Annotated in this window: 18 protein-coding genes and 1 tRNA gene; 11 read left to right on the top strand and 8 right to left on the bottom strand. The window is 40.0% G+C overall.

Features of this window, described 5'->3' with window-relative positions:
- The first annotated feature begins 458 nt into the window (after positions 1-458).
- Positions 459-1,475, top strand: a complete 1,017-nt coding sequence (locus GSQ19_RS15270; RefSeq protein ID WP_011318787.1) for a ribose-phosphate pyrophosphokinase — start codon at positions 459-461, stop codon at positions 1,473-1,475.
- Between the two features lie 79 nt (positions 1,476-1,554).
- Here GSQ19_RS15270 and GSQ19_RS15265 read toward each other — a convergent pair whose 3' ends face one another.
- Complete coding sequence (locus tag GSQ19_RS15265; protein WP_011318786.1) at positions 1,555-2,136, bottom strand: HD domain-containing protein; 582 nt, start codon at positions 2,134-2,136, stop codon at positions 1,555-1,557.
- A 434-nt stretch (positions 2,137-2,570) separates the two neighbouring features.
- On the opposite strand from GSQ19_RS15265, the gene GSQ19_RS15260 reads away from it, so the two are divergent.
- Positions 2,571-3,461: a hypothetical protein gene (locus tag GSQ19_RS15260; protein ID WP_224311755.1), complete on the top strand. Its 891-nt coding sequence runs from the start codon at positions 2,571-2,573 to the stop codon at positions 3,459-3,461.
- Positions 3,462-3,603: 142 nt separating this feature from the next.
- On the opposite strand, the gene nadA is transcribed toward GSQ19_RS15260, so the two are convergent.
- Positions 3,604-4,578 carry a quinolinate synthase NadA gene (gene nadA, locus GSQ19_RS15255; RefSeq protein WP_011318784.1) on the bottom strand — a complete coding sequence of 325 codons (975 nt, stop codon included), beginning with the start codon at positions 4,576-4,578 and terminating at the stop codon, positions 3,604-3,606.
- A gap of 147 nt (positions 4,579-4,725) precedes the next feature.
- Between nadA and GSQ19_RS15250 the strand changes: the two genes are divergently transcribed.
- Together GSQ19_RS15250 and GSQ19_RS15245 are read left to right on the top strand one after the other, a co-directional pair.
- Positions 4,726-5,655, top strand: a complete 930-nt coding sequence (locus GSQ19_RS15250) for a TIGR04168 family protein (protein ID WP_011318783.1) — start codon at positions 4,726-4,728, stop codon at positions 5,653-5,655.
- A gap of 78 nt (positions 5,656-5,733) precedes the next feature.
- Positions 5,734-5,818: transfer RNA gene (locus GSQ19_RS15245), tRNA-Ser, on the top strand.
- A 302-nt stretch (positions 5,819-6,120) separates the two neighbouring features.
- On the opposite strand, the gene mnmE is transcribed toward GSQ19_RS15245, so the two are convergent.
- Positions 6,121-7,512, bottom strand: a complete 1,392-nt coding sequence (gene mnmE, locus GSQ19_RS15240) for a tRNA uridine-5-carboxymethylaminomethyl(34) synthesis GTPase MnmE (protein WP_011318782.1) — start codon at positions 7,510-7,512, stop codon at positions 6,121-6,123.
- 202 nt (positions 7,513-7,714) lie between these two features.
- Between mnmE and GSQ19_RS15235 the strand changes: the two genes are divergently transcribed.
- Complete coding sequence (locus tag GSQ19_RS15235) at positions 7,715-7,912, top strand: hypothetical protein (RefSeq protein WP_011318781.1); 198 nt, start codon at positions 7,715-7,717, stop codon at positions 7,910-7,912.
- A 194-nt stretch (positions 7,913-8,106) separates the two neighbouring features.
- On the opposite strand, the gene rsmI is transcribed toward GSQ19_RS15235, so the two are convergent.
- Entirely contained in the window at positions 8,107-8,964 is an 858-nt protein-coding gene (gene rsmI / locus GSQ19_RS15230) for a 16S rRNA (cytidine(1402)-2'-O)-methyltransferase (protein WP_011318780.1), read from the bottom strand.
- 94 nt (positions 8,965-9,058) lie between these two features.
- Between rsmI and GSQ19_RS15225 the strand changes: the two genes are divergently transcribed.
- The 6 genes from GSQ19_RS15225 (at position 9,059) to GSQ19_RS15200 (ending at position 16,014) form a co-directional block, all read left to right on the top strand.
- Complete coding sequence (locus GSQ19_RS15225) at positions 9,059-9,919, top strand: sugar kinase (protein WP_011318779.1); 861 nt, start codon at positions 9,059-9,061, stop codon at positions 9,917-9,919.
- Positions 9,916-10,788: a 3'(2'),5'-bisphosphate nucleotidase CysQ family protein gene (locus GSQ19_RS15220; RefSeq protein ID WP_011318778.1), complete on the top strand. Its 873-nt coding sequence runs from the start codon at positions 9,916-9,918 to the stop codon at positions 10,786-10,788. The genes GSQ19_RS15225 and GSQ19_RS15220 overlap by 4 nt, the downstream gene beginning before the upstream one ends.
- 222 nt (positions 10,789-11,010) lie before the next feature.
- The gene (gene rbp, locus GSQ19_RS15215) at positions 11,011-11,340 is read left to right on the top strand and encodes an RNA-binding regulator (RefSeq protein WP_011318777.1); all 330 of its coding nucleotides are present in this window, start codon (positions 11,011-11,013) and stop codon (positions 11,338-11,340) included.
- 347 nt (positions 11,341-11,687) lie between these two features.
- Entirely contained in the window at positions 11,688-12,458 is a 771-nt protein-coding gene (locus GSQ19_RS15210) for a hypothetical protein (RefSeq protein ID WP_011318776.1), read from the top strand.
- A gap of 1,159 nt (positions 12,459-13,617) precedes the next feature.
- Positions 13,618-14,586 (top strand): terpene synthase family protein, encoded by a 969-nt coding sequence (locus GSQ19_RS15205; RefSeq protein WP_011318775.1) that lies wholly within the window; start codon positions 13,618-13,620, stop codon positions 14,584-14,586.
- Positions 14,587-14,607: 21 nt separating this feature from the next.
- On the top strand, positions 14,608-16,014 hold the full coding sequence (locus GSQ19_RS15200) for a cytochrome P450 (RefSeq protein ID WP_011318774.1): 1,407 nt from the start codon (positions 14,608-14,610) through the stop codon (positions 16,012-16,014).
- Between the two features lie 16 nt (positions 16,015-16,030).
- Here the strand turns inward: GSQ19_RS15200 and GSQ19_RS15195 are convergent, their stop codons facing one another.
- The 4 genes from GSQ19_RS15195 to GSQ19_RS15180 form a co-directional block, all read right to left on the bottom strand.
- Positions 16,031-21,736, bottom strand: a complete 5,706-nt coding sequence (locus GSQ19_RS15195; protein ID WP_011318773.1) for a trifunctional serine/threonine-protein kinase/ATP-binding protein/sensor histidine kinase — start codon at positions 21,734-21,736, stop codon at positions 16,031-16,033.
- A 414-nt stretch (positions 21,737-22,150) separates the two neighbouring features.
- The gene (locus GSQ19_RS15190; protein WP_011318772.1) at positions 22,151-23,038 is read right to left on the bottom strand and encodes a hypothetical protein; all 888 of its coding nucleotides are present in this window, start codon (positions 23,036-23,038) and stop codon (positions 22,151-22,153) included.
- A gap of 100 nt (positions 23,039-23,138) precedes the next feature.
- Positions 23,139-23,648, bottom strand: a complete 510-nt coding sequence (locus tag GSQ19_RS15185; protein ID WP_011318771.1) for a hypothetical protein — start codon at positions 23,646-23,648, stop codon at positions 23,139-23,141.
- Positions 23,649-23,771: 123 nt separating this feature from the next.
- The gene (locus tag GSQ19_RS15180; RefSeq protein WP_011318770.1) at positions 23,772-24,425 is read right to left on the bottom strand and encodes a class I SAM-dependent methyltransferase; all 654 of its coding nucleotides are present in this window, start codon (positions 24,423-24,425) and stop codon (positions 23,772-23,774) included.
- Positions 24,426-24,479: the final 54 nt, after the last annotated feature.

The following is a 24,479-nucleotide window of genomic DNA, read 5'->3' as shown; positions in this document are numbered from 1 at the left end:
TTATAAACTGAAAAAAATTGTTGATGACCAGTCAAAAATTTAGTTTGTCAGTTTATATTATATTTTTGAGACTAATATCGTAGAATATTGAATGAACCCTTAAAATTCGTTAAGGTTTTTGTCTGTTAATGATTCTATTTCTTAATTGCTATTAGGACAAAACCAACTAACTAATTTAATGGTTAATCCTCCGTTAGCAATATAAAGAAGAAGTCTCTCAGTCTAAATAGACTCGGAAAATCTGGTTTTGCGGATAATGAACGAGAATTAAACTAGTTTCTGCTAGTCCGTGGGTTAATCGGCATGATGCTTTGTTTATCAAAAGGAACGAAAAGTGAGCAGATGATGATTATATTGAGAAATATTTAAAGTATTTATGAAAGCTTCAAAAAAACACACAGATGTTTTTTTTGCTCTCTTTCAGTTAAATCCACCAAATATCTAATGCTAAGATTGCCATGAATGCACATCGAGGATCTGCTGTGCTCAGTTCTGCAACTTTTAAAATGCAGCCAACTGCAACAGGACTGACTGAAAATCATCGCCTGCGGCTGTTTTCTGGCTCTTCTAACGTACAACTTTCTCAAGAAGTCGCTCGTTACCTGGGTATGGACTTAGGCCCCATGATTCGCAAGAGATTTGCGGATGGTGAACTGTATGTTCAAATTCAGGAATCGATTCGGGGTTGTGATGTCTACCTCATCCAACCATGTTGTCAACCAGTTAACGATCACTTAATGGAATTACTAATTATGGTTGATGCTTGTCGGCGTGCTTCTGCGCGACAGGTGACAGCAGTAATTCCTTACTATGGTTACGCTCGTGCTGACCGTAAAACCGCAGGGAGAGAATCAATCACTGCCAAGTTGGTTGCTAACCTGATTACTCAAGCTGGCGCTAATCGCGTTCTGGCAATGGATTTACACGCTGCTCAAATTCAAGGATACTTCGATATTCCATTTGATCATGTGTACGGTTCACCAGTCTTACTGGATTATCTAACAAGCAAACAACTGCATGATCTTGTAGTCGTTTCTCCTGACGTTGGTGGTGTAGCCAGAGCAAGAGCATTTGCGAAAAAGCTCAATGATGCCCCACTGGCGATTATTGACAAACGCCGTCAGGCTCATAACGTCGCCGAAGTTTTAAATGTGATTGGTGATGTCAAAGGCAAAACAGCAGTTTTGGTTGATGACATGATCGATACTGGTGGTACGATTGCCGCCGGCGCTAAATTATTACGTGAAGAAGGGGCGCGTCAGGTATACGCTTGTGCAACCCATGCAGTCTTCTCTCCTCCTGCTGTTGAACGATTGTCCAGTGGCTTGTTTGAGGAAGTAATTGTCACCAATACAATACCCATACCAGAAAGTGATCGCTTTCCCCAACTAGTAGTGTTATCAGTCGCTAACTTGTTAGGGGAAACCATCTGGCGGATTCATGAAGATACATCTATTAGTAGTATGTTCCGCTAGCCCAAACAAGACTGTTTTTCCTGTTACAGTCGAAGCATAAACAAAGATGTGAAGTATGAGGCAAAGAATTTTTCAGCCTTCATGCTTCAGATTTTTTCTGAGATGCTAAATCCTCAATTTGGGTAACTACCCGTGCCAGTTCTGCAAAAATTGCCCTAGTTTCAGTCTTTTGATAAGCATCCACAAGTGATCGGTAATACCAAAGAGTACCAGTTTTACCACCTTGGAAGCGTTCCCAAAGAGATTCACCCACAAGGCGATAATCTTGGAGAATTGACCGAGCATTGTGGAGTTTATCAGCAGCTGATACAAGTAGCACTGATGGAGAAGCGGTAGAAATATGAGCAATATAAGCCTCCTTGCGTTGTTTCCAAGGGGGCTTTGGCATTGTATCAGCGTCTGTACAACCATCAACAATTGCCGTGACCGTTTCACCAAAGCGGCGACGAATTTCTTCTCGCGTCTCTGCACCACCTTGGTCTTCCACCGCATCATGTAAAAGTGCTGCTATGGCTTCATCTTCATTGGCTCCATATTCCAAGGCAATACTAGCAACTCCTAACAAATGAGCTACGTAAGGGATACCCGAACCTTTACGGACTTGGTGAGTGTGGAGTTGAGTAGCGTAGGTCAAGGCTTGGGTAAAGCGTTCTGAAATCATAAAAAGGAGAGGGTGGTGTTTAGAACTAGAAAAATATTGGTACAAAAGTTAAAAGTGTTAAGTGTTGACCCTGATGTTATTTAGTTTTGGTTAAGTATGATCGTAGTGCGGTAAATATCTTCAATTTTGCCAGTGGTCAGTAGTTAGAGGTAAAACAATTAACAACTGACACGTACAGCGCAATAAAAAACAACTGAAATTAACAACAGACGCGATTAATCGCGTCTCTAACAACTGACAACTGACACAGGCAAAACGGTAAAGATAGAGCTTGGTAGATATCAGTATAGGGAGGCTAGATTTTTAAGATTTTATGTGACAACCGGATCTTTTTACTCCTAAAATCGAAGACAAGGTAAAGTTCAGTAGAACAACAGCCTAAATTTATGATTCTTTTAAAAAATTCAGGGTTAAAAGCTATTATTAAATCTCCAATGGTAGATCGGATAAACGATATCGCCTGGCAAGCTCACCAAGGAAGCGTTGCGGCGATTATTCAATTATTAAACGAAAAGCTCACCAAATCCGGTGTGAGAATTAGGGCTGTTTTTGCTGATGGTGTCCTGCAACTATTATGCGAAGCAGCCAAGGTAGAACAACTTGAGCAATCTAGTCTGGTAGAGCAAATCCAGCACATTCTGGAATCAATTGCACCGCGCCATATTCGCCGCATCAAAATTAACAGTCGGATTGTTCGGGAACAACAACTGCTATGGTTGACAGAAATTGACCGCGATCGTGACAATCAATTACTCTGGTCACAAGAAATCACTCTTGCTCAACCCAATGTCTTCAAGCAACTGATAAGTGATTTCCAAGAAGCCCAAGCTGAACAAGGACAAGTAAATTTACGCGATCTCTCGCCACTGCATAAAAAAGGTAAACAAACAAAAGTCTCCAAAGTTAAGTTGCGGTCAGCATTTGGTTTGTGCTTGTTGCTATCGGTTGGGTGGATTTTTTATAGTCAGTTTGGTGAACAACTCCAAAATTCAGCACAACTAGACAATCACAATTCTTTAGCTACAGCCAACACTAACGGGAAAAAATCAGCAGTACTGAACAAGGCTTTTAATAGTGGCGCTACTAACGAATCTGAAGACTCCTTTGCTTCGGCTGTACGCCTTGCTAATCAAGCCTCCGCATCTGGTAAAACAGCTACTAGTGCAACTCAATGGTTGGAGTTAGCGGCTATGTGGCAACGAGCATCTGATTTAATGAGTGCAGTACCAACCAATCACAGCCGTTACCAGGAAGCGAAGATACGTACTCAGCTATATAAGAAATATAGTGAAGCGGCACAAAAAGAGGCGGATAAATCTCCATGATGACTAAGCAATTCAAAAGTGTATGAACTGTGTCACCCAGAGAGAATGTTTAGATTTGAGGATTTGGAAAACAGAGATGATATGGAAAATGGGGAAATCACGTTTCCCCATTTAATTTGTAAAAAATATAAGAATTAATTGACTAATTACTCATCTCTAACATTCTTTGCATTGGTCGCAAAGCCGCAATACGGATATCCTCTGACATGGTGATTTCCGGAGTCCGATTTTTCATCGCCCAGTAGAGTTTTTCTAGGGTGTTTAACCGCATGAATGGACACTCATTGCAAGCACAATTATTTATGGGCGGCGCAGGAATAAAATGCTTGTTAGGTGCTAGTTTCTGCATTTGGTGGATAATTCCTGGCTCAGTCGCCACAATAAATTCTTGGCTGGGGCTTGTTTGGCAGTATTGGAGTAAAGCTGCTGTAGAGCCGATAAAACTAGCGTGACGCAAGACACTGCTTTCACATTCTGGGTGAGCGATCGCCTCGGCTTGGGGATGAGCAACTTTTAACTGTACAATCTTCTTCTCAGAGAAGGTTTCATGTACCAAACAGCTACCCTGCCACAGTACTAAATCCCGTCCCGTCTGTTCCATCACATAACGCCCCAAATTTCTGTCAGGAGCAAAAATAATCGGCTGTTCTTTAGGGATTTGCTGCACAATCTTCACGGCGTTGGAACTCGTGCAGATAATATCGCTCATAGCTTTAATTTCAGCAGAGCAGTTAATATAGGAAACTACTAAATGATCGGGATGTGCTGCTTTAAAAGCGGCAAATTCTTTTGGTGGACAACTATCTGCTAGAGAACAACCCGCATTTAAATCTGGTAACAGTACCAATTTCTCAGGATTGAGAATCTTGGCTGTCTCTGCCATAAAATGAACGCCAGCAAAGACAATCACATCTGCATTGGTCTTGGCTGCGGCTCTAGCTAATTGTAATGAATCGCCTATAAAGTCTGCAATATCTTGAATATCCGGCTCTTGATAATAATGTGCCAAAATCACCGCATTGAGTTCTTTTTTCAGACTATCAATAGCAGCAAATAAATCTAGTGGTAGTCCACCTGGTTGAGTTTGTTCCCGTTGAGCAAAGGCAGTGGTAAACACAGTTAGGGTTACTTTTTATTACAAATTTTGTCTGGTTATTTAATTATAGTAGTTTTTACCAAAAATAGATGGCGGGTTAATACCCCGAAATAGTGTCCAAATCCGGCTGAGTTTCCTATGCTGGAAATATACGGCAAGGAAAGTGGCATGACCAGTCAAAAATATCAATCCAAAACTCTGAAAATTGCTGTAGTTGGAGATATCCATGATCAGTGGGAAGTAGAAGATGGCATGGCACTCAAGCATCTGGGTGTTGATTTAGTGCTGTTTGTGGGGGACTTTGGTAATGAGTCGGTGGAAGTGGTAAGAGCGATCGCTTCATTGAATATTCCCAAGGCAGCAGTTATGGGTAACCATGATGCGTGGTACACTGCCACAGAATGGGGACGAAAGAAATGTCCCTATGATCGCACCAAGGAAGATTGGGTACAGGAACAATTAGATTTACTGGGTTCAGCCCATGTGGGTTACGGTAAGCTGGATTTCCCCGAATGGAATTTAACCGTTGTGGGTGGTCGCCCTTTTAGCTGGGGTGGTCATGAATGGCGATTTGCTGATATCTGTAAAGACCGTTATGGTGTGACCACTCTGGAAGAATCAGCACAGAGAATCTTTGCGTCGGTAAAAAGTGCAGCCTGTGAGACGATTATTTTCCTTGGTCATAATGGGCCGAGTGGATTAGGCGATCGGCCAGAAGACCCATGCGGCAAAGATTGGCATCCCATAGGCGGCGACTTTGGCGACCCAGATTTAGCCGAAGCAATCTCTCTGACGATGACGACTGGTAAACAGATTGCCTTAGTGACTTTTGGTCATATGCACCATAGTTTACGGCACACCAAAAAAGAACTACGCAAACCCATATTTAAAAGCCCAGAGGGCATAGTTTACCTAAACGCCGCCAGTGTACCAAGGATTGTGGAAGGTGAAAGCGGTAAACTGCGGAACTTTTCCCTGGTTTCCCTAGAGGCGGGTGAAGTGACACAAGCTTCCTTAATTTGGGTAGGCGAAGATTTTCAGGTGGCAAAAGAGGAAATTTTTTATGAGCGATCAACTTCAGTAGTACCATCTGTGTAGATGATAAGATATAGTATTATCTGTCAGCTTTATTGCTCACCCACAAAATACGGGTAGCAGTAGCTCGACAGTTTATTTGGAGAGGTGGCAGAGTGGTCGATTGCGTCCGACTTGAAATCGGATGAGGCTAAAACCTCCGGGAGTTCGAATCTCCCCCTCTCCGTTTTTAAAATCTAAGTTTTTCAACCTCGTCCGATTTCAATCGACAGCATTTTAGCTAATGCTAGAAAATGCCGAGCGCTAATTACTTAGCTTCTCCTCCGCTATATGAGGGTTCCCAGGCTCAACCCCCAACGCAGTTGATATTCCCTGTATTGCAACAGGCTCCTTGGGCGTACTTTTATCCTGTTTTCGAGGGACTTCCGATACAGCATCTAAATTAATTCCCAGTTCACTTAAAGCAATTACCTCAAGAGGTTGCTTTTGCAGAATATTCCTAAAACCATACCAATAAATTCTGACCGTCTACTTTCCTATACAAAACCTACTAAAAATCCTATCAAGCACTGACTCCGTTACCTCTTCCCCGGTGATTTCTCCTAGTGCTTGAATTGCACCGCGTAAGTCAATTGTCCAAAAATCTAGGGGTAGCTGCTGGGTGATGGTGGCTTGCACTTGTTCTAGAGAAATTTTCGCCTGGGTGAGGGCTGCGGCTTGTCTTTGATTAATGGCTAAATCCATATCAGCCGCTTTCACTTTTCCAGTTTGAACTATCTCTAAAATTGCAGTTTCTAGCGCATCAATTCCTTGTTTTTGGGCTGCGGCTGTGTGGACAATTTGAGTAATATTTTTAGGATATTCTAAGGATGTAATTAATTTTTTGTCTACTAAATCAATTTTATTCATTACTAGAATTAACGGACGGTGTTTTACTTGTTCATAAATTTCTTGGTCGCCAGTCGTCCAACCTGTGGCTGCATCGATGGTTAACAAGACTAAATCGGCGGTGTTGGCGGCTTGGCGCGATCGCTCTACCCCTATTTTTTCTACTTGGTCGCTAGTCTCCCGAATGCCTGCTGTATCTAGCACCTGTACAGGAATACCGCCCACAACTAACTGCGATTCCACAACGTCGCGGGTTGTGCCGGGTAAGTCGGTGACAATGGCGCGATCGCTCTGGCTCCAAGCATTCAATAAGCTGGATTTACCTACATTCGGACGACCGACTATCGCCACTTTTAAGCCTGTCCGCAACAGTTCACCTTTGTCTTTAGTTGCCAGTAGTTGCGATATTTCTGCGGCAATGTTTTCAATATCTGATATTATTTTTTCATCATCCAACGGGGGTAAATCTTCCTCAAAATCAATCCGGGCTTCAATTTCTGCCAGAATATCCAAACAGTTAGCGCGTAACTGGCGGATGGGATGAGCGAGTTTGCCTTGTAAACCAGCTAAAGCCGTTTGAGCAGCTTGGGGCGATCGCGCTCCTACCAAATCAGCAATGCTCTCAGCTTGGGTTAAATCTAGTCTGCCATTCAAAAAGGCTCTGAGGGTAAATTCCCCCGGTTGAGCGAGTCTAGCGCCGCCTTCCAGGCACAATTGCAACACCTGCTGCACTGCCATAATTCCGCCGTGGCAATGGAACTCCACCACATCTTCGCGGGTGTAAGAACGAGGGGCTTTCATGAGCAGTAACAGTGCTTCATCGACAATTTGTCGCGTCTGGGGATGGCGGATGTAACCGTAAAGAATCCGGTGACTTTCCCAAACTTGTTTACCTGGTGCATGAAACAGAGTTTGGGCGATCGCTATTGCCTGGGAACCAGACACCCGCACGATACCGACGCTACCTTGTTGAGGGACAATAGCAGTAGCGATCGCTGCAATAGTTCCAGTAATAGCCAAAAGTTGAGTCATTTGTCAGTTGTCATTGGTCATTTGTCATTAGTCCATAGTCAACAGTCAACAGTCAATAGTCATCATCTCTTGCACCTCTTCCCAATGCCTAGTACCCAGACCTTTTTTTAAATGGTAGAGATTTAGACTAATTTGATTTTAACTACCAAGGTAAAATTTACCTGGAGGGCAGAAAAAGACCCAGAGTAGAGAGGAATGGACTGTGGAGCAGAAAATTAACTGCGCTCAAGCTTGTGTCAACGGTTGTGTTCTAGGGGATAAATGTCCGAACATTGAGTTTCGAGAGGCTACTTCTCAATTCATTGCCGAGACTTCTTTAGACCAAATGTTGCAAATGGCAGAAGAGCGTCTGCGGAAAAAAAGGATGGAACCACCTAAATGGGTTCTTCCTGAAAATTGATCAGTAATGGGTAAACATAATCTTCTCGATTACCCATTACCAATTACCAACTACAGAGACTATATCTACATAACTAGCAATTTCGGTTAAATAGTATCTGTATCTGTATTTAATTCTCGCAGCTTCGCCCTCAAGCGATCGCTGCGTTCTTTTTCTTAGTGAACAAGTTTTTTTCCTTTCTGCCTTTTACTTAACTATTCAGGATTCATAACTATAGAAAGAGCAATTTGATAGACTTGGCGACGGTTGAGGGAAGTGTATTTTGCTAGTTGACGGCTAGCTTGCGATCGCGATATTCCTTGACTGATTAATTGTTGTAATTCAGCTTTGAGTTGTTCTTCTGTTAATAGGGTTTGGCTGGGTGGGTTTCCCGCTACCAAAAGCGTATATTCACCTTGGGGTTCCTTTTGTTGATAATGGGCGATCGCTTCCTCAATACTCCCTCGCCAAAATTCCTCATATAATTTAGTCAACTCCCTTGCCAGGACTATTTGGCGATCGCTTCCCCAAACCTCTGCTAAATCTTGTAAAGTTTCCCGCAGACGGTGGGGCGATTCGTAGAAAATTAAAGTACGGGATTCTGTTTGTAAAGCCTCTAAATGTTCTCGTCTTTGTTGACCTTTAGCTGGCAAAAAACCCTCAAATACAAACTTATCTGTTGGTAGTCCCGCCGCACTCAAGGCTGTAATTGCCGCACTCGCACCAGGAATGGGAACTACTGGAATGGCTACCTCAACACAGGCTTTCACCAGTTCATAACCAGGATCAGAAATTCCCGGCATACCTGCATCACTGACTAGAGCGATCGCTTTACCACTATGCAAATGCTCTAATAATTCTGGGATGCGACTACTACGATTATGCTCATGGTAACTAACTTGTGGTGTTTTTACTTGCAAATGTTGGAGTAATTTCCCTGTGTGGCGCGTATCTTCCGCCGCAATCAAATCCACATTTTGCAATATCCGCACCGCCCGAAAGGTGATATCCTCCAAATTACCAATCGGTGTACCAACTATATATAGTGCGCCTGGTTTGGGTTCAGTCTGCATTTAATCAATTCAAAATTCAATAAATATTTAGTACAGACGCGATTAATCGCGTTTCTGAAAATTGTACAGACGCGATTAATCGCGTCTCTAACAAATGACAAATCACTCTCTATTCGTGGGTTTGGTGACATTAGATTTAATTTACTTGGCTGAGTCTGCCCCTAAAAATAATCAAAAATTAGTGGCGACTGACTACACTGTAGCAGCAGGCGGCCCTGCCACTAACGCGGCTGTGACTTTTAGTTATCTGGGTAATCACGCCAAAGTTTTGGGTGTAGTTGGTTCCCATCCGATGACGCAACTAATTCGTAGTGATTTAACCAAATATCAAGTAGCGATCGCTGACCTTGATCCTACTATTAATACACCACCGCCTGTATCTTCAATTATTGTCACCCAAGCCACGGGGGAACGGGCTGTCATTTCGATCAATGCTGTCAAAACCCAAGTTAGTAGCGACTCTATCCCACCAGATATTTTACATAATATTGATATCGTGCTGATTGATGGGCATCAAATGACTGTGGGGTATGTCATCGCGCAAATGGCTAAAGCAAGTCGTATCCCTGTAGTAATTGATGGCGGTAGTTGGAAACCAGGATTTGATCAAATCCTCCCATTCGTTGATTACGCCATTTGTTCTGCTAACTTTTATCCCCCTAAATGTAGTTCTAGCGGAGAAGTTTTTGCTTATCTCCATAACTTAGGCATTCCCCACATTGCCATTACCCACGGCGAAAAGCCGATTGAATATCTAAGTTATGGTGAACGTGGTACTGTGATTGTACCGAAGATTACAGCAGTCGATACCCTGGGGGCTGGCGATATTTTTCACGGTGCTTTTTGCCACTATATCTTACAAGAAAGTTTTACTAAAGCACTAGAATATGCAGCCAAAATTGCGGCTGATGCTTGTAGACTCTTTGGTACACGCCGTTGGATGGATGTGAAATGAAAGACTTACAAGAGATATTAGCGATCGCCCGTGCTGTGGGTTGGGGTGCTGCCGAAATATTACAATCCTATTATCACGGCACAGCCACAGACTCAAATCTCAACGTGCAGTATAAGCAGAATGAGCCTGTCACCATTGCCGATATCACCGTCAGTCAATATATTTTACAAAAGCTACAGGCTGCTTTAGGACAGGAAGATTTTGCCTACGTCAGTGAAGAAACCTATAAATCAGAATTATCTGAAGATACAAAAACTAAAACTGACTGGGTGTGGATTATTGACCCCTTAGATGGAACCCGTGGTTTTATTGAAAAAACAGGTGATTACGCAGTCCATATTGCTTTAGTCAAAGAACATCGACCAGTTTTAGCGGTGGTAGCAATACCGGAAGCAGAAAAATTATATTTCGCTATCAAAGATAGTGGTACATTTGTGGAAACACGCAACAATTCCAACGTTTTACAACTATCACTCAACAACACAACCAAGTCATTAGAGGATCTCAAGATAGTTGTCAGCCGTTCTCACCGCAATCAAAAGTTAAACTACCTACTAGAAAAATTACCCTGTCAGCAGCAAAAATCTGTGGGTAGCGTAGGTTGTAAGATAGCCACTATTTTAGAACAGCAAGCAGACCTTTACATTTCCCTGTCTGGCACATCTGCTCCCAAAGACTGGGACATAGCCGCACCAGAGTTAATTCTGACCGAAGCTGGAGGTCAGTTTACTCATTTTGACGGCTCGCCTTTACAGTACAACACCGGAGATATCAATCAATGGGGTGGTTTACTGGCTAGTAACGGCCATTATCATACAGAACTTTGCCAGAAAATAGCAAAAATATTGGTGCAGTTCGACGAGATGTAATAAAGTTTGTCCTCAAACCTACATGAAATCGATAAGTCTCAACCACAAATTACCATCAATAAATCGCTAATTTATGATGCTGTGTCAAGTTCTCCCAACATTTAAGAGCTGTGCTATAGTTGAGTCTATAAGAATTATTTTCGGTTGAGTGACTCATTTTGATTTATAAAAAGTATCTCTCCGAATTTAACTCTCTACATTTCCTGAATTCGGAGACATTGTATGTCAATTTACATCGGTAACTTATCCTACCAAGTTACAGAGGAAGACCTGAAGCTGGCCTTCGCAGAGTACGGAAAAGTTAGCCGCGTTCAATTACCAACCGACCGTGAAACTGGCCGTCCTCGTGGGTTTGCTTTTGTAGAAATGGAAACAGAAGCTCAAGAAACCGCAGCCATTGAAGCACTGGATGGTGCTGAATGGATGGGACGTGATTTAAAAGTTAACAAAGCTAAACCCCGTGAAGAAAGAAGTTCTCCTCGTGGTGGCGGCGGTAGTTGGGGCAATAATAACCGTGGTGGTGGCGGCGGTGGTAATCGCCGTAGTTACTAAATCCTATTGCTGCAACGCAAGCTTTAGATAGTCGAATCTCCAGCAGATTAAATCTGCTGGATTATTTTTTGTTTGCTTAGGTCTTCAATTATAAGACTTTAGAGTATGGCGGGTTGCAATTGAGTCAAATACAGACCCAACCCCCAGTCTACAAGGGAAGAGAAGTAAGACTCAAAGCCTCTCTCCTCAGCATACAAAGGAGAAGCTCTATAAAAATGTCCCTGCGATCGCCTACACTCCAGCTCTTACTGTCCTGAACCCAACACATATCACATAGATTCCTGTACACTCACAAAGTATTGTAGATACAATTAATCTGCAATCTTTGCCTTGGGACAATCAGAAAAATGTTACGTGTTTATCATCTTATAATTGCTACTATTTTACTCATTATCATCCCAGTGGGAGCAAGGTTTGCTTTCCCGAACCTTTTTATAAATAAAGATACACAACCTAATACTGAAGCTACAACCACGAAAACTGCTACCCCATCAAAACCAGCCAATCTCAAAAAAGATAATACTTGGCAAAGATTGTTACGCAGCACCTCTGCACCGAACAATTGGCAAGTCTTACCTTGTCAGGGAGAAACCGCTTTACTATGCGTTGCTTCTCAAGGTAAAACATTGGGTACAGTTGAGATTGATATTTACCCGGTAAAAGACAATCCTCAATTTCAAAAGCACCTAACAGAAGTTGGTATCCCTCCAGGTTCCCAAATCAATTTACAAAATCCTCAGTCCCAAAGCCAACTGGTCAAGGCACTCCAAGCCTGGGTGGCGGACTCATACAATACCTTTGCAAAAAACCACCAAGCTAAAAACGCAGACAAAACCACTTTCTCAACCTATCCACCACAAGAAGTAAGCTTCGGTCAACAGCCTGGAATACGTTATGGTTTTGTCAAACTCAAGCCAGAGGGTGGTGTGCAAGAGCAATATATAGGTTACGTTACCTCAGATGGTACACAACTGTACGTAATTAACACATCCTTTAACCCAAGTTCATCAAAAGCTAAATTTGACAGCCTGGAGAACTTGGCGATTTTTCAACCATACTTGTCGGCGATCGCTGAAAATTTGAATTTGTCTATCAATCAAACATCAGCACAACCTTAGTAATTAAATAGTTTCTTTAAATAAATATAAAGAATACTGGATTACCAAAATTTTTTACATAGGATACTTAGTGGTTCAGTTAGTATAAGTACAATACAAATTTCATATTTGTCACCACCACTATGGATGATAAATACTAGGCTTAATAGAACATTTATTGTAATGTACTATTTGTCACATAGTTAATTTTACCTATATACATCTATCAGTCGATAGAAAATATTGTAAATACTGGACTTTATCAACATCATATTTGGTTTTTCGGTCAAATATATCTTCTTAATCATCCCTAAATATGATGATATCATCACATTTAGCTGTATATACTTAACGGCTAAGTTATTAAGATAACTAACTATGGTATGTAAATATGCGGTTGATACACGGCTTATTTCACAAAATTTTCAATAACCACATAGTTATAGAACTCTTTTGTGATGCTTAGATAAAACGATCAGTGAAAATACATCACATACTTAATCTTATAATTTGTGTTAAGTATAATTTTTATCAATGTATTAATAAGATAGAAGATTTCTTAGTAATTACATAAAAATACAGTTCTTTTTTGAAGGAAAATATAAAAGAATACTTAAGTAGTTACCAGAAAGTACACATAACTGAAACTTAGTTAAAGGCAGGCTCACACTTAGTTACATAAGTGACGTGATAACTGGTGGTTTTTACATTGTTGGGTAGCAGTGTAAATGCGGATTTATGAAGTGCTGTTCATTAAAGTTTCAGTGATACGAAAGGATAAGCTTTAGTAAAAGATAAGCTTTCAATCTCTGAACTAAGGGTTTGTCAAAAGTTTATTCCATATCTTCTGCTAACGATTACAAGTTGGGGAAACTTCGCAATCTAGTAGCTTGGCTATAGGAGTCTTCGCCTCGGCGCTTCCTCTAATTAGCTAGTCTATTATGCTTACGCTGAACTCCATGTAGCACGTAGGCTGTAAAACAGAAATTTCACCTTAGCCAAAGCTCAATAGCAAGACTGTACTGCGGAAAGATTTGCCAATTCCTTCAGACTGGCAAATTCTTCCGTAAGCTTCACGCAGCGCATCTGCGTAGTTCAACTAAAAGAGCTTAGTTTGATGAGCAACGATTCTAGTTATTAAGTTAGTTAAATTGGCATTTCTTGGAAACACAAAGGATTTATGGAAAAATTTACTTTCCCAAATTTATACTGCCCATTTCCCGAAAGGAAAAATCCGTATTCTGAATTTCTACAAGACTATGCACTTCAATGGGTAATTCGCTTCAAACTAATTGATAGTGAATCGTTATATCAACGTTTCTCGAAAGCTAAATTTTATTTACTCACAGCAGGCGCTTATCCTCATTGTCAACTGGAAGAATTAAAAATTGCCAATGATGTAATAAGCTGGTTATTTATTTGGGACGATCAATGTGATATTTCAGACTTAGGAAAAAAACCGGAGTTACTGAAAACTTGGTGTAACAGATTCCTAGAAATACTAAATGGAGCAGAACTTACTCCCGATGATCTACCCCTGGGATTTGCATTAAGAGATATTAGAAATCGCATCATTAATAGAGGAGGCATAACATTTTTCCATCATTTTGTACGTAACTTCGAGGATTATTTTCACGGATGTATTGAAGAAGCTCATAACCGCGTCAATGTATCAGTTCCTGATGTTGAGGCTTATATCAAAATCCGTAGCGCAAACGCAGCAGCCGCTCTGTGTCTGAACTTAATTGAATTCTGTGACAGAGTAATGATTCCTTATTCTTTAAGAAATCATGAGACTCTCAAAAAACTAACTCAAATGACGATTAATATTCTTGCCTGGTCGAATGATATTTTCTCCGCTCCCAGAGAAATAGCTAACGGTGAGGTACATAATTTAGTTTTTGTCATACACCATCATCAAAAAATTCCTCTAGAAAAAGCCATGTTAGCGGCTGCTGCAATGCACAATCACGAGGTTCAGAAACTTGTAAATTTAGAATCAAAAATTGCATCTTTTAGTGCAGAAACTGATGCAGAGATTACAAAGTATATATCTGGATTACACGCATGGATACGTGGAAATCTAGATTGGTATGCTCATTCAGGGCGCTATCAAATAACAGAGAAATTAGAATTACTTGCTTCTTGAGAAAGTCATCAATATTTTATTATGAAGTATCAAATAAAGAGACCTAATCCGCTAAAAACTCACCCTTTTCTACAAAAACTCCAATGGATTGCTGACCCTGTAGAATACATGGAAAAAGCATCTCTGCAACATCGTGATATGTTTACAGCAGAGGTAATTGGTTTTGGCGACACTGTAGTGTTTGTTAGCCACCCTCAGGGAATTCAGACAATCTTTGCCAATGACAGAAAAAAGTTAGTAGCTGTTGGCGAAGCAAACAGAATTTTGTATCCTTTAGTGGGTAACAATTCTATGTTCCTACTAGAAGGAGTAAAACACAAGCAACGACGACAACTCCTTATGCCCTCCTTTCATGGGGAAAGAATGCGCGAGTATGGCCACTTAATCAGAAATATTACTGAAACCCTTTTTAGTCAGCTACAACAGAATGTTACTTTTTCTGCTCTCACAGCAATGCGAGAAATCTCGATGCAGGTTATTTTACAAGCTGTGTTTGGTTTTTATGAGGGAGAACGTTGTCAACAATTCAAACACTTATTACCAGTTTTTCTTTCTGAATTATTTCAGTCCCCATTGGCTTCTAGTATCCTCTTTTTTCCTTTCCTCCAAAAAGATTTAGGTAATTTGACTCCCTGGGGAAGATTTGTCCGCCAAAGAGAGAAAATTGATAAACTGCTTTATGAAGAAATTGCTGAACGCAGACAGGAAATAAATTCTGATCGTATTGATATTCTTTCCTTGCTCATATCGTCTAGAGATGAGACAGGTAATTCCATGTCAGATCAAGAGTTGCGGGATGAATTGATCACCTTGATGATTTCTGGACATGAAACTACAGGGACAGCTATGGCATGGTCTTTATATTGGATTCTGCAAACTCCAGAAGTATTTCAAAGGCTGATCCAAGAGTTAGATAGCCTCGGTGATTCTCCTGATCCTATGAGTATCTTTCGGTTGCCATATCTTACAGCTGTCTGTAACGAGACCTTGCGAATTAACCCTGTTGCCATGTTAACACTACCTAGAGTAGTGAAAGAACCAGTTGAGCTACTGGGAAATCGACTAGAGAGTGGTACAACAGTAGTTGGCTGCATTTATCTGACTCATCACCGAGAAGATTTATATCCCGAATCAAAGCTATTTCAACCAGAGCGGTTTCTCAAACGTGAATTTTCCCAGTATGAATTTATGCCATTTGGTGGTGGTGTACGTGGTTGTATTGGTCAGGCTATAGCTATGTTTGAAATGAAGATAGTATTAGCAACAGTCCTATCACGTTATCAATTTGCACTGGCAGATGGAAAACCAGAACGTCCTCAGCGTCAAGGTTTTACTCTTACACCTGCCAACGGAGTTAAGATGTTAATCACAGGAAAACATCAGCGTCAAAACTATTCAACTGCTGCCTCAACAACATTCACAACATAGTATAGTTACTCTACTATTAGATAGGAATCTCAATAACAAATTCAGTACCCTGCCCTAAGGCTGAATAACAGGTTAACTGACCCTTGTGTTTTTCCACGACTACTTGATAACTAATAGATAATCCTAGCCCTGTACCACTGCCTACTGGCTTAGTGGTGTAAAAGGGATCAAAGATTTTCTGCTGCACTGCTTCAGTCATCCCAAAACCATTATCAGCAATGCGAATTCGTAAGGTAGTTGAACCTAGTAGTTCCGTGCAAATACGAATAGTAGGATGAGCAGTTGTCATGTTGTCCATGTCATTTGTTTTACCAATTGACAACTGACGACTGACGACTGATTCCTCTAAAGCATCGATCGCATTACTGATAATATTCATAAATACTTGGTTGAGTTGACCAGCGTAACAATTCACAAGTGGTAATTGTGCATATTCTTTGATAAGTGTAATTTCAGGGCGTTCGCTATTCTCTTTAAGTCTGTGATGCAAAATCATCAAGGTGTTATCAATGCCTTCATGAATATCTACAGGCTTCATGTCTGATTCATCTAACCGAGAGAAATTACGTAAACTCAGAACGATGTTACGAATGCGCGAACTTCCAACTCTCATAGAGTTAAGAATTTTTGGCAAATCTTCTGCTAAGAAATCTATATCAATTTGTGCATATTCCTCTGCAAGAATATCAGAATAATTAGGGCATTCTCTTTGATAGATAGTAACTAAATTGAGTAAGTCTTGTACATACTCACTAGCATGGGCAATATTGCCGTGAATAAAATTAATGGGGTTATTAATTTCATGGGCAATACCCGCTATCATTTGCCCTAAAGAGGACATTTTCTCACTTTGAATTAATTGAGTTTGTGTGCGTTGTAATTCTTGGAGAGTTTGCTGTAAGCAGTGATTTTTATCATTGAGTTCCTGTGTTCTAGCTTCTACTTTTTCTTCTAATCGATGGTTGTAATCTTCTAGGTTTTGATTAGCTTGTGCTAAATTTTTGTAAAGCATAGCATTCTCTATGGAGATTGCTGCTTGAGTCGTGAGTAGTTTCAGAACCTCTACGCGATCCCGTGTAAATGCTCCTGTTGTCAGATTATTCTCTAGATAAAGAATGCCTAATAATTTACCCTGATTGATAATAGGTATACATAATAGACTCTTGGGTTGCTCACGAAGAATGTAGCGATCGCTAGCTAAGAAATCAACAGTCTTGGCATTATCGATAACAAAGATTTCTCCATTACGTTTGACATACTTAATCAAGCTCACAGGAAGCTCGAAACTAGAATCTAAAATGTTTGCAGGAAACGATGTGAAGACAGAAGCAGAATTGGTACTGTGACTCACTGTAGTAACTACTAATTCTGAAGTATCTGATGCAGTCAAAATCAACGCTGATTTAGAAGCGCCGGCATTCTCCATGACAACCTGCATCAAGGTGGAAAGTAATTGTTCCAACTCAATTTCCCCGGAGAGAGCTTGAGAAGCTTTAATGACAGATGCTAAATCTAAAGAGTCAGAAATACTGGTTTTAGAACCAATTACTGTCTGCTGGATACTCCTATCTGGTATAGATTGATAAGTAGCAGACGTAATTCTATCACTGGCTTGCAAGGTCAATTTTTCTTGTTGGAGTATGGGCGCAAGTAATTGGGGATAATGTTTTGCTAAATCATCAACTTTTGCTTTTGCTCCCCAACGACTGTAGCCATAGTAGGCATCAGTGAGATAAGTCTGGGCTATTTTTTCTTTGCCCCATTGAAGATAGAATCTGGCAGCAAGTTCATTAGCTAAAGCTTCTTCATTAATGTATTCATTTTCTTTGGCAAGGTATATAGAGCGATCATAATAATCTATTGCTTCAAGATACTTCTCTTTTACACGATATTGCTCAGCTTCTACTAAATAAAATTTATGCAGATAATTCATGGGGGCATATTTCACCCAATGTTGTATTTTATTTTGATTAGCTTGTACCTTATCTAATACTTCCTTTTTTTCACTTTCTATTAGATTATTGTATACGGCTAATCTTGCTAGTGAATCATAAAAATAGAAAAGAGAAAAAACATGATTTCCGACTCCACTTTCTAAATAATTTTCTGCTATGTAAGAATTTTTAATCGCTTGCTTAAATTCACCAAATACATAGCATAAAAATAGTTTATTAAAATGTAAATATACAAGACCAGTTCCATCATTGGATATCTGGTGAACATGACGCATAATTTTCTCATTATATGCCTCACCAATTAAATCACAGGGATTTTCATTGGCTTGTATTAAATTCAAAACTGTTTGCCTATAAATAGCGTGCCAATTAAATACCCTTTCTTGCTTAATTTGTGATATTGCATGACTATAACTTGCCATTTCAGATGCTAATCCTGTTAGTTCTGTTCCTATAAAATAGGAAGCATAAGAATGGGTATAGAGACAATAGCTGGCAAATTCCAAATCTCCCGTTTGTAATGCAGCAGAGTAACCTTCTAATAAAGGAGATAGTATTTCTTTGGTATGCTCTTTCCAATGGCTGATAGTAGCGTAGAAAATTTCTGTTATTTTAGCTTTCAATTCTTCAGAATTGAATTTATCTGTTAGTCGTAATGCCAGTTTGCCAAATTGATAACCAGATTCTATATCCCCTATAATGCCACAAAGCATTAATCCATAAAGAACATAAGCATAAGCTGATAAATGAGCATTTCCATCTTTAAGAGATAGTTCAACTTGTTTTAAAACAATCAGTGGAAACAGTTGAGGAACAGCTTGATATACTAAACCAGATGCACTAGATAATATTTGGATTGCGGCTAGTGATTTTTTATCTCTCATTTCTGGGAGATTAATTAAATTTTCAATTAGCTTTCCATTGAGATTTGTTGTAATCCCTGCCATTGCTAATTGAAAATCTGACTGGCTGGGATTTTCTGGAAACTCTACTCCTAATAATTTTAAAAATGTCAATGCAGTATTGACAGCTTCAATCGCTTGATTCTGCGCTCCATAAGCCTGAATTTTTATTTCATAAATTTTTACTTGTTCAAGCAGTGTTTTAGCTTGTAATAAGACTACTTGAATCAAAGATTCCATTCGCTCAAAATTGCCAGCTAGGTAGGCTGCTTCTGCTGCTGTTTCATACAAAGCTAAAGTGAGTTGATATTGATTCTCCCAGCTATCGCCTGCCAGTAGTTCAATTCCCGTCGTTAAATATTTAATTGCTGCTGTATAAGCTGTTGATGCTAAAGCTTTACGTCCAGCAATTAGATTCATCTGGGCTAATTCATCACGCTTGCTTTGATGCGTGATTAACTCCACTGCAACATTTAACTGATTTACCAGTTGAAAAACTTTGTCTTCTCTTTCAGCGACGGGGATTTTATCTAAAAGCAACAATCCAATTTTTAAGTGAATTTGTTTTCTCAGTTGCTCCGGGATTAAAGAATAAGCGGCTTGTTGTACCCTGTCATGAATAAACTTGTATGTGGGAACTTGGCGGCAATGATTTATTCGTGATTTATAAGGTTTCTTATTCCCAAAAATCGCTACTGAATTATTATCTTCTTGGAAGAATTTATAAAGCTCTGTCTGAGGTAGAATTATGCCCTCATGTAATGCTGCCCATAAGTCAGATGCTGTACCTGACACTGATTTCTCATGAGCAATCGCCAGAGTTTTCAAATCAAACTCATTACCAATACAGGCTGCTAATTTTAATATGTTTTGTGTCGTTGTGGGCAACTTTTCGATTTGCTGACCCATGAATTCTACGACATCGTCTGTCAGAGATAATTCTTGAATTTTAGCAATATCATATTGCCAATAGGCAACATCAAAATTAAACTTAATTACGCCATCTTGATGTAAAGATTTAATAAATTGAGTAGCAAAAAAAGGATTACCTTGTGTTTTTACAAACACCATTTGGCTGAGAGGAATAGTTATTTCCTCTTGGCAACGTAGCGTATCAGAAATTAAAGCGTTTAAATTAGTTTGATTTAAAGGTGATAAGGAAATACGTGTAATATTACCCCGCACTTTTTCAATCTCTTTGATTGTCAAAGATAGTGGATGTGCTTGAGAGACTTCATTATCACGGTATGCACCAATGAGAAATAAGCTATGCTCTTCTTCATTATTTCTCTGTAACTCAGAACCCGTCCAAGGTTCTCCATTAAAAACAGGAATCCAGAGATTCTCTTTGGTTTCCACAGGAGGCGCGGCAGGATTTTTATTCAGTAAATTTGTTTGATTCATCAATAACTGGATGAATTTTAAAGAAGCCGTATCTGCCCATTGCAAATCATCCAGAAAAATAACTAGAGGATGGTGTTTACTACTAAATACTTGGATAAATCGTTGAAATAACAAATTAAATCGATTTTGAGCAGAACTACCCGAAAGTTCGCTGACCTCTGACTGCTGACCAATGACTTCTGCAAGTTCAGGAATTACATCAATAATTACTTGAGCTTGTTCACCTAACGCCGATAGAATTTTGCTTCGCCAACGTTGAATTTGAGCATCAGTTTCTAAAAGTATTTGCCCAATTAAATCTCTAAAAGCTTGTACTAAGCCCGATAAAGGAATATCTCGTTGAAACTGATCAAATTTTCCTTTAATAAAGTAACTTTGTTGTCGAACAATGGGCTTATGGACTTCGTTAACTACAGCAGTTTTACCGATGCCAGAGAATCCAGTAACTAAGATCATTTCTGTCGTTCCTTGTGTTGCCCGCTCAAAGGCAGCAAGTAAAGTTGCCACTTCATGTTGACGACCATACAGCTTTTCGGGAATGAGAAAACGATCTGAGACATCCTTCGTTGCTAACTCAAAGGATGTGATGTTACCTGTTTCCTGCCACTGTTTATGGCAAATTTCTAAGTCGTATGCGAGTCCGTAAGCACTCTGATAACGGTCTTCGGCATTTTTCGCCATCAGCTTGCTGACAATATCAGACAAAATTGTGGGAATCTTAGGGTTGATGTCGCTTGCTTTTGGTGGTTGCTTGGCAATGTGGCAGTAGACTAACTCCATCGGCTCAATAGTCATGAAGGGTAACTGTCCGGTTAGGAGTTCAAAAAAAGTGACACCCAAAGAATAGAAATCACTGCGGTAATCGATTCCCCTGTTCATCCTACCTGTTTGTTCAGGAGATAAATAAGCTAGCGTCCCTTCTAAAACATTGTGATTTGTGAGAACTTGGACTTCTCTTGGTAGGAGAGTAGCGATACTAAAGTCAGTAACCCTGATTTCCAGTGTAGTAGGGTTAATCAGGATGTTGGCAGGTTTGATATCTTTATGAATAATGCGACTACGATGTAGACTTTCTAAAGTAGATGCGATCGCTATAGCAATGTGAAAAAATCTTTTGAGAACTGTGCCATATTCGTTACTATCTTTGCTAATTTGCCCCCAGTCCTTAAGTGATAGGCCGCCAAAGTCCTCCATCACTAGAGCATAGCTGTTACGATAAGTCTCTAAGCTCAGGGGTTTCACAATCCCTGGAATGTCCAAATCTTTGGTGATTGTATACTGGTTACGAAACTGAGCAATTTCTTGGAAAGTTGGGTACTCATTCCGCATCAATTTGATGACTACGGGTTTCTGGTCTTGTTTTCTAAGACCTCGATAAACTATGGTTTTGCTACCAAAATAAAGTTGTTCTGTAATGCGATATCCAGAAAGGGGAAATATTGGATCGGACAATACTATCATTGCAGCGCTCTTGACATTTTTATAACTCTGCTTTAGTATTCCCTTCTATGAGGTCATTATCTCAATACCAATTCATCCAATTTTAATATTTTTGGCGATAAATTCACTTCCGGATCTTTGAGGGTTTTTACTTAGGTAAATTTGATTATTTATCAATATTATCTATTAATGTTTAATTAGCATATTCTTTTTCACTTGGGACTTTCAGATAAAAGAATATCCAAAATGCAGGGTGCGACAGTATGAATAAGTTATGAGTATGTTTAGATTATATTGCACTGATACACCTTACCAAACCATCAATTGCGGGTAATTTGTTTTTTGGTGTTTCCTACTTATATTATGTAAGAAGATATTCAGTGAGTTACTTAACAGGTAATAGCAAAGGTAGAATTTTTGCTATTACCTCTTAGCTTAAATCTCCGCTACAGCTCGCTCAATCAAGCGTCTTGCTAAGGTTTGTGTTCCTGTATGTTCGTAGTAATTCGTGGCTACATCTAAAAAAGCAGCTAAATAATCTAGCTTATCATCAGCGATTTCCACAAAGTTACTCAGATTGTGAACTACTTTTTGTGGGCTTAAATTGTGACTACTAACTAAACCGTTCATCCAACCTTTTACTGAATCAAAACTTTCACCAATAAAGTTGAGTTTACTACCAGCATTTCCACCAGGAATCACATCCTTGATGCCTTGAAAAGTGGAATTTTTCTCTAATTCTTGAGGATTAGTTTGACTTAAAGCAGATATAGCCCTACTAATAAAATCTGGGCCTAAAGGTATTAAACCATCAACACAAACTAAAGCTACCATGCGAATTAGTGACTCACCACTATACTCACCAAGTGAGCTAACAAAATCGCCGATACTATCCCCAGGAATACCGTTAATTTGGCAAAAAGCGACTAGTTCAGCCACCAATTTCAGAGATAAATCTATAGTTTGGGCTTTGTCTGGTTTGGGCGTAACTGAGTTGAGGAAACCCAACAGGGGTAACTTTTCACCGACTTTGTTAGCTAAAGCAGCCGCACCCAAGGCTTTATCTGTATTATCAACAGTTTGATAGAGCCATAATGCAGTTTGATATCCTTGGGAGCGATCATTAAAGAGATAAATTGCTCGTTCACCAATTTGCTGAATTAAGCCTTCGTCAGTTTCACCAGTAACAGTCTTAATGGTATTCACAAAACCAACAGTATTTTGCCACTCACCAGGAGCAACAAAATCTAAAGCATTTAGCATAGATATAGTTAAACCACTAGTTGGTAGTTGATCAACCAACTCAAAGATAGTTTTGCTCACAACAATCTCCTAATTATCAGGTTTTATTATCTGTTTTGGGTCAAATGGTAGCGAATTCAGGGTTGAATCTTAAACGCAGAGGTACGCAGAGAAACAATACTTATTTGAGTTTAGCCAAGCCATCGAGATTAAATTTTTCTATCCAGTCGGCGCGATCGCTTGCAGTAAATGACGGAGAACGTGACAGAACTTTTACCTGGTATTTACCGACTAAAACTGCTGTTTGCGTATTACCTACTTCCACTGCCTGATATCCACCAATGTTCTTGGTACTGTTAGAGAATTTCGCGGCGGCTCCAGGTGTACTGGTAGTATCGGAAATAGATAACATTGCTAAATCTTTGCCATCTTTTTTCAGCTTGGCTTCAGCAAAGCCCTTTTTCTCTTGGGTATAAACCCTCTGATACCCGGCTTCTTCTTTTGGGAAAAATTTGTTAAACTTCTCGCCCTGAGTTGCCGTTTTAGCTACTGCTTGTCCAGTTTTTTGGCGGCTACTTTCCTGCTGTGCTTGGTCAAATCGCCCTGGTGCTTTAGGGGTACAGGCGGTAGTCAATAACAAAACAGACAGCAATACAGCCGCTAGAATTCTACGGGAACGAGGAAAGTTCATGTCTACTCCTGATGTTTCAGCTTTGAGGCAATTATCTGCGCTGCTGTCAATTCATACCCAAAAATTTATCTTTTGATCCAATTCGAGGATGAGTGATCAATATTGACTCTACTTTCGATGAGTCTAGGCGAAGCCTTCTCGATGAGCGATCGCAGCATAAAAGGGATCTCCCCCTGGCGCACCTAACCACTGCAAGAAATTGGGTGCTGTTGACTTACGAGCAATAATTTCTGGAGTGCTAAATCCGGGTACTGAGGCGAAGTAGCGTTTCACTAATTCTAAACGTCCAGGCTCGGAAGCATCGCGCCAAGCTTGAATAGCTTTTTGATAGAACATTCTGTTAGAAAAGCTGATAATTGCTACGCCACCAGGTTTGAGGATGCGGTGAATTTCGGAAAATACTGCTTCTGGATATTGTAGGTACTGTACGGAAACACAATTGAGAACTGCATCGAATTCTTGATCTGGTAGGGGTAAACCTGGATTTTCGTTGAGGTTCTGCACAAAGTAATGGTTAAGTTGGGGATTGCGTCCTAGTTCCTCAGCGTTGAGTCCATGTCCCTCCACATGAGCAAACTTTATCTCTTCTGGTAGATGTGAAACCCAACTACTCATCATGTCTAATATGCGTGTGTTGGGCTGTAATCGCTCTCTATATAAATCAGTCAACTGTTGAATAAAACCTTCATCCACATGAGTGACAAAACGGGGATAGGCATAAAATAAGTTGTCGTCTGTATCGTCTAATTTCAAGCGTTGATCTGGTTTTAGCAACATAAATGTCTGTAGGGAAAACTTTTGGTTTTTCTGGGAAAGAAATGCTCTTTAACA

The sequence above is a fragment of the Trichormus variabilis 0441 genome, assembly GCF_009856605.1.
GTDB lineage: Bacteria > Cyanobacteriota > Cyanobacteriia > Cyanobacteriales > Nostocaceae > Trichormus > Trichormus variabilis.
The sequence above is the reverse complement of the archived record's forward strand: the minus strand, read 5'-3'. Positions and strand labels throughout refer to the sequence as shown.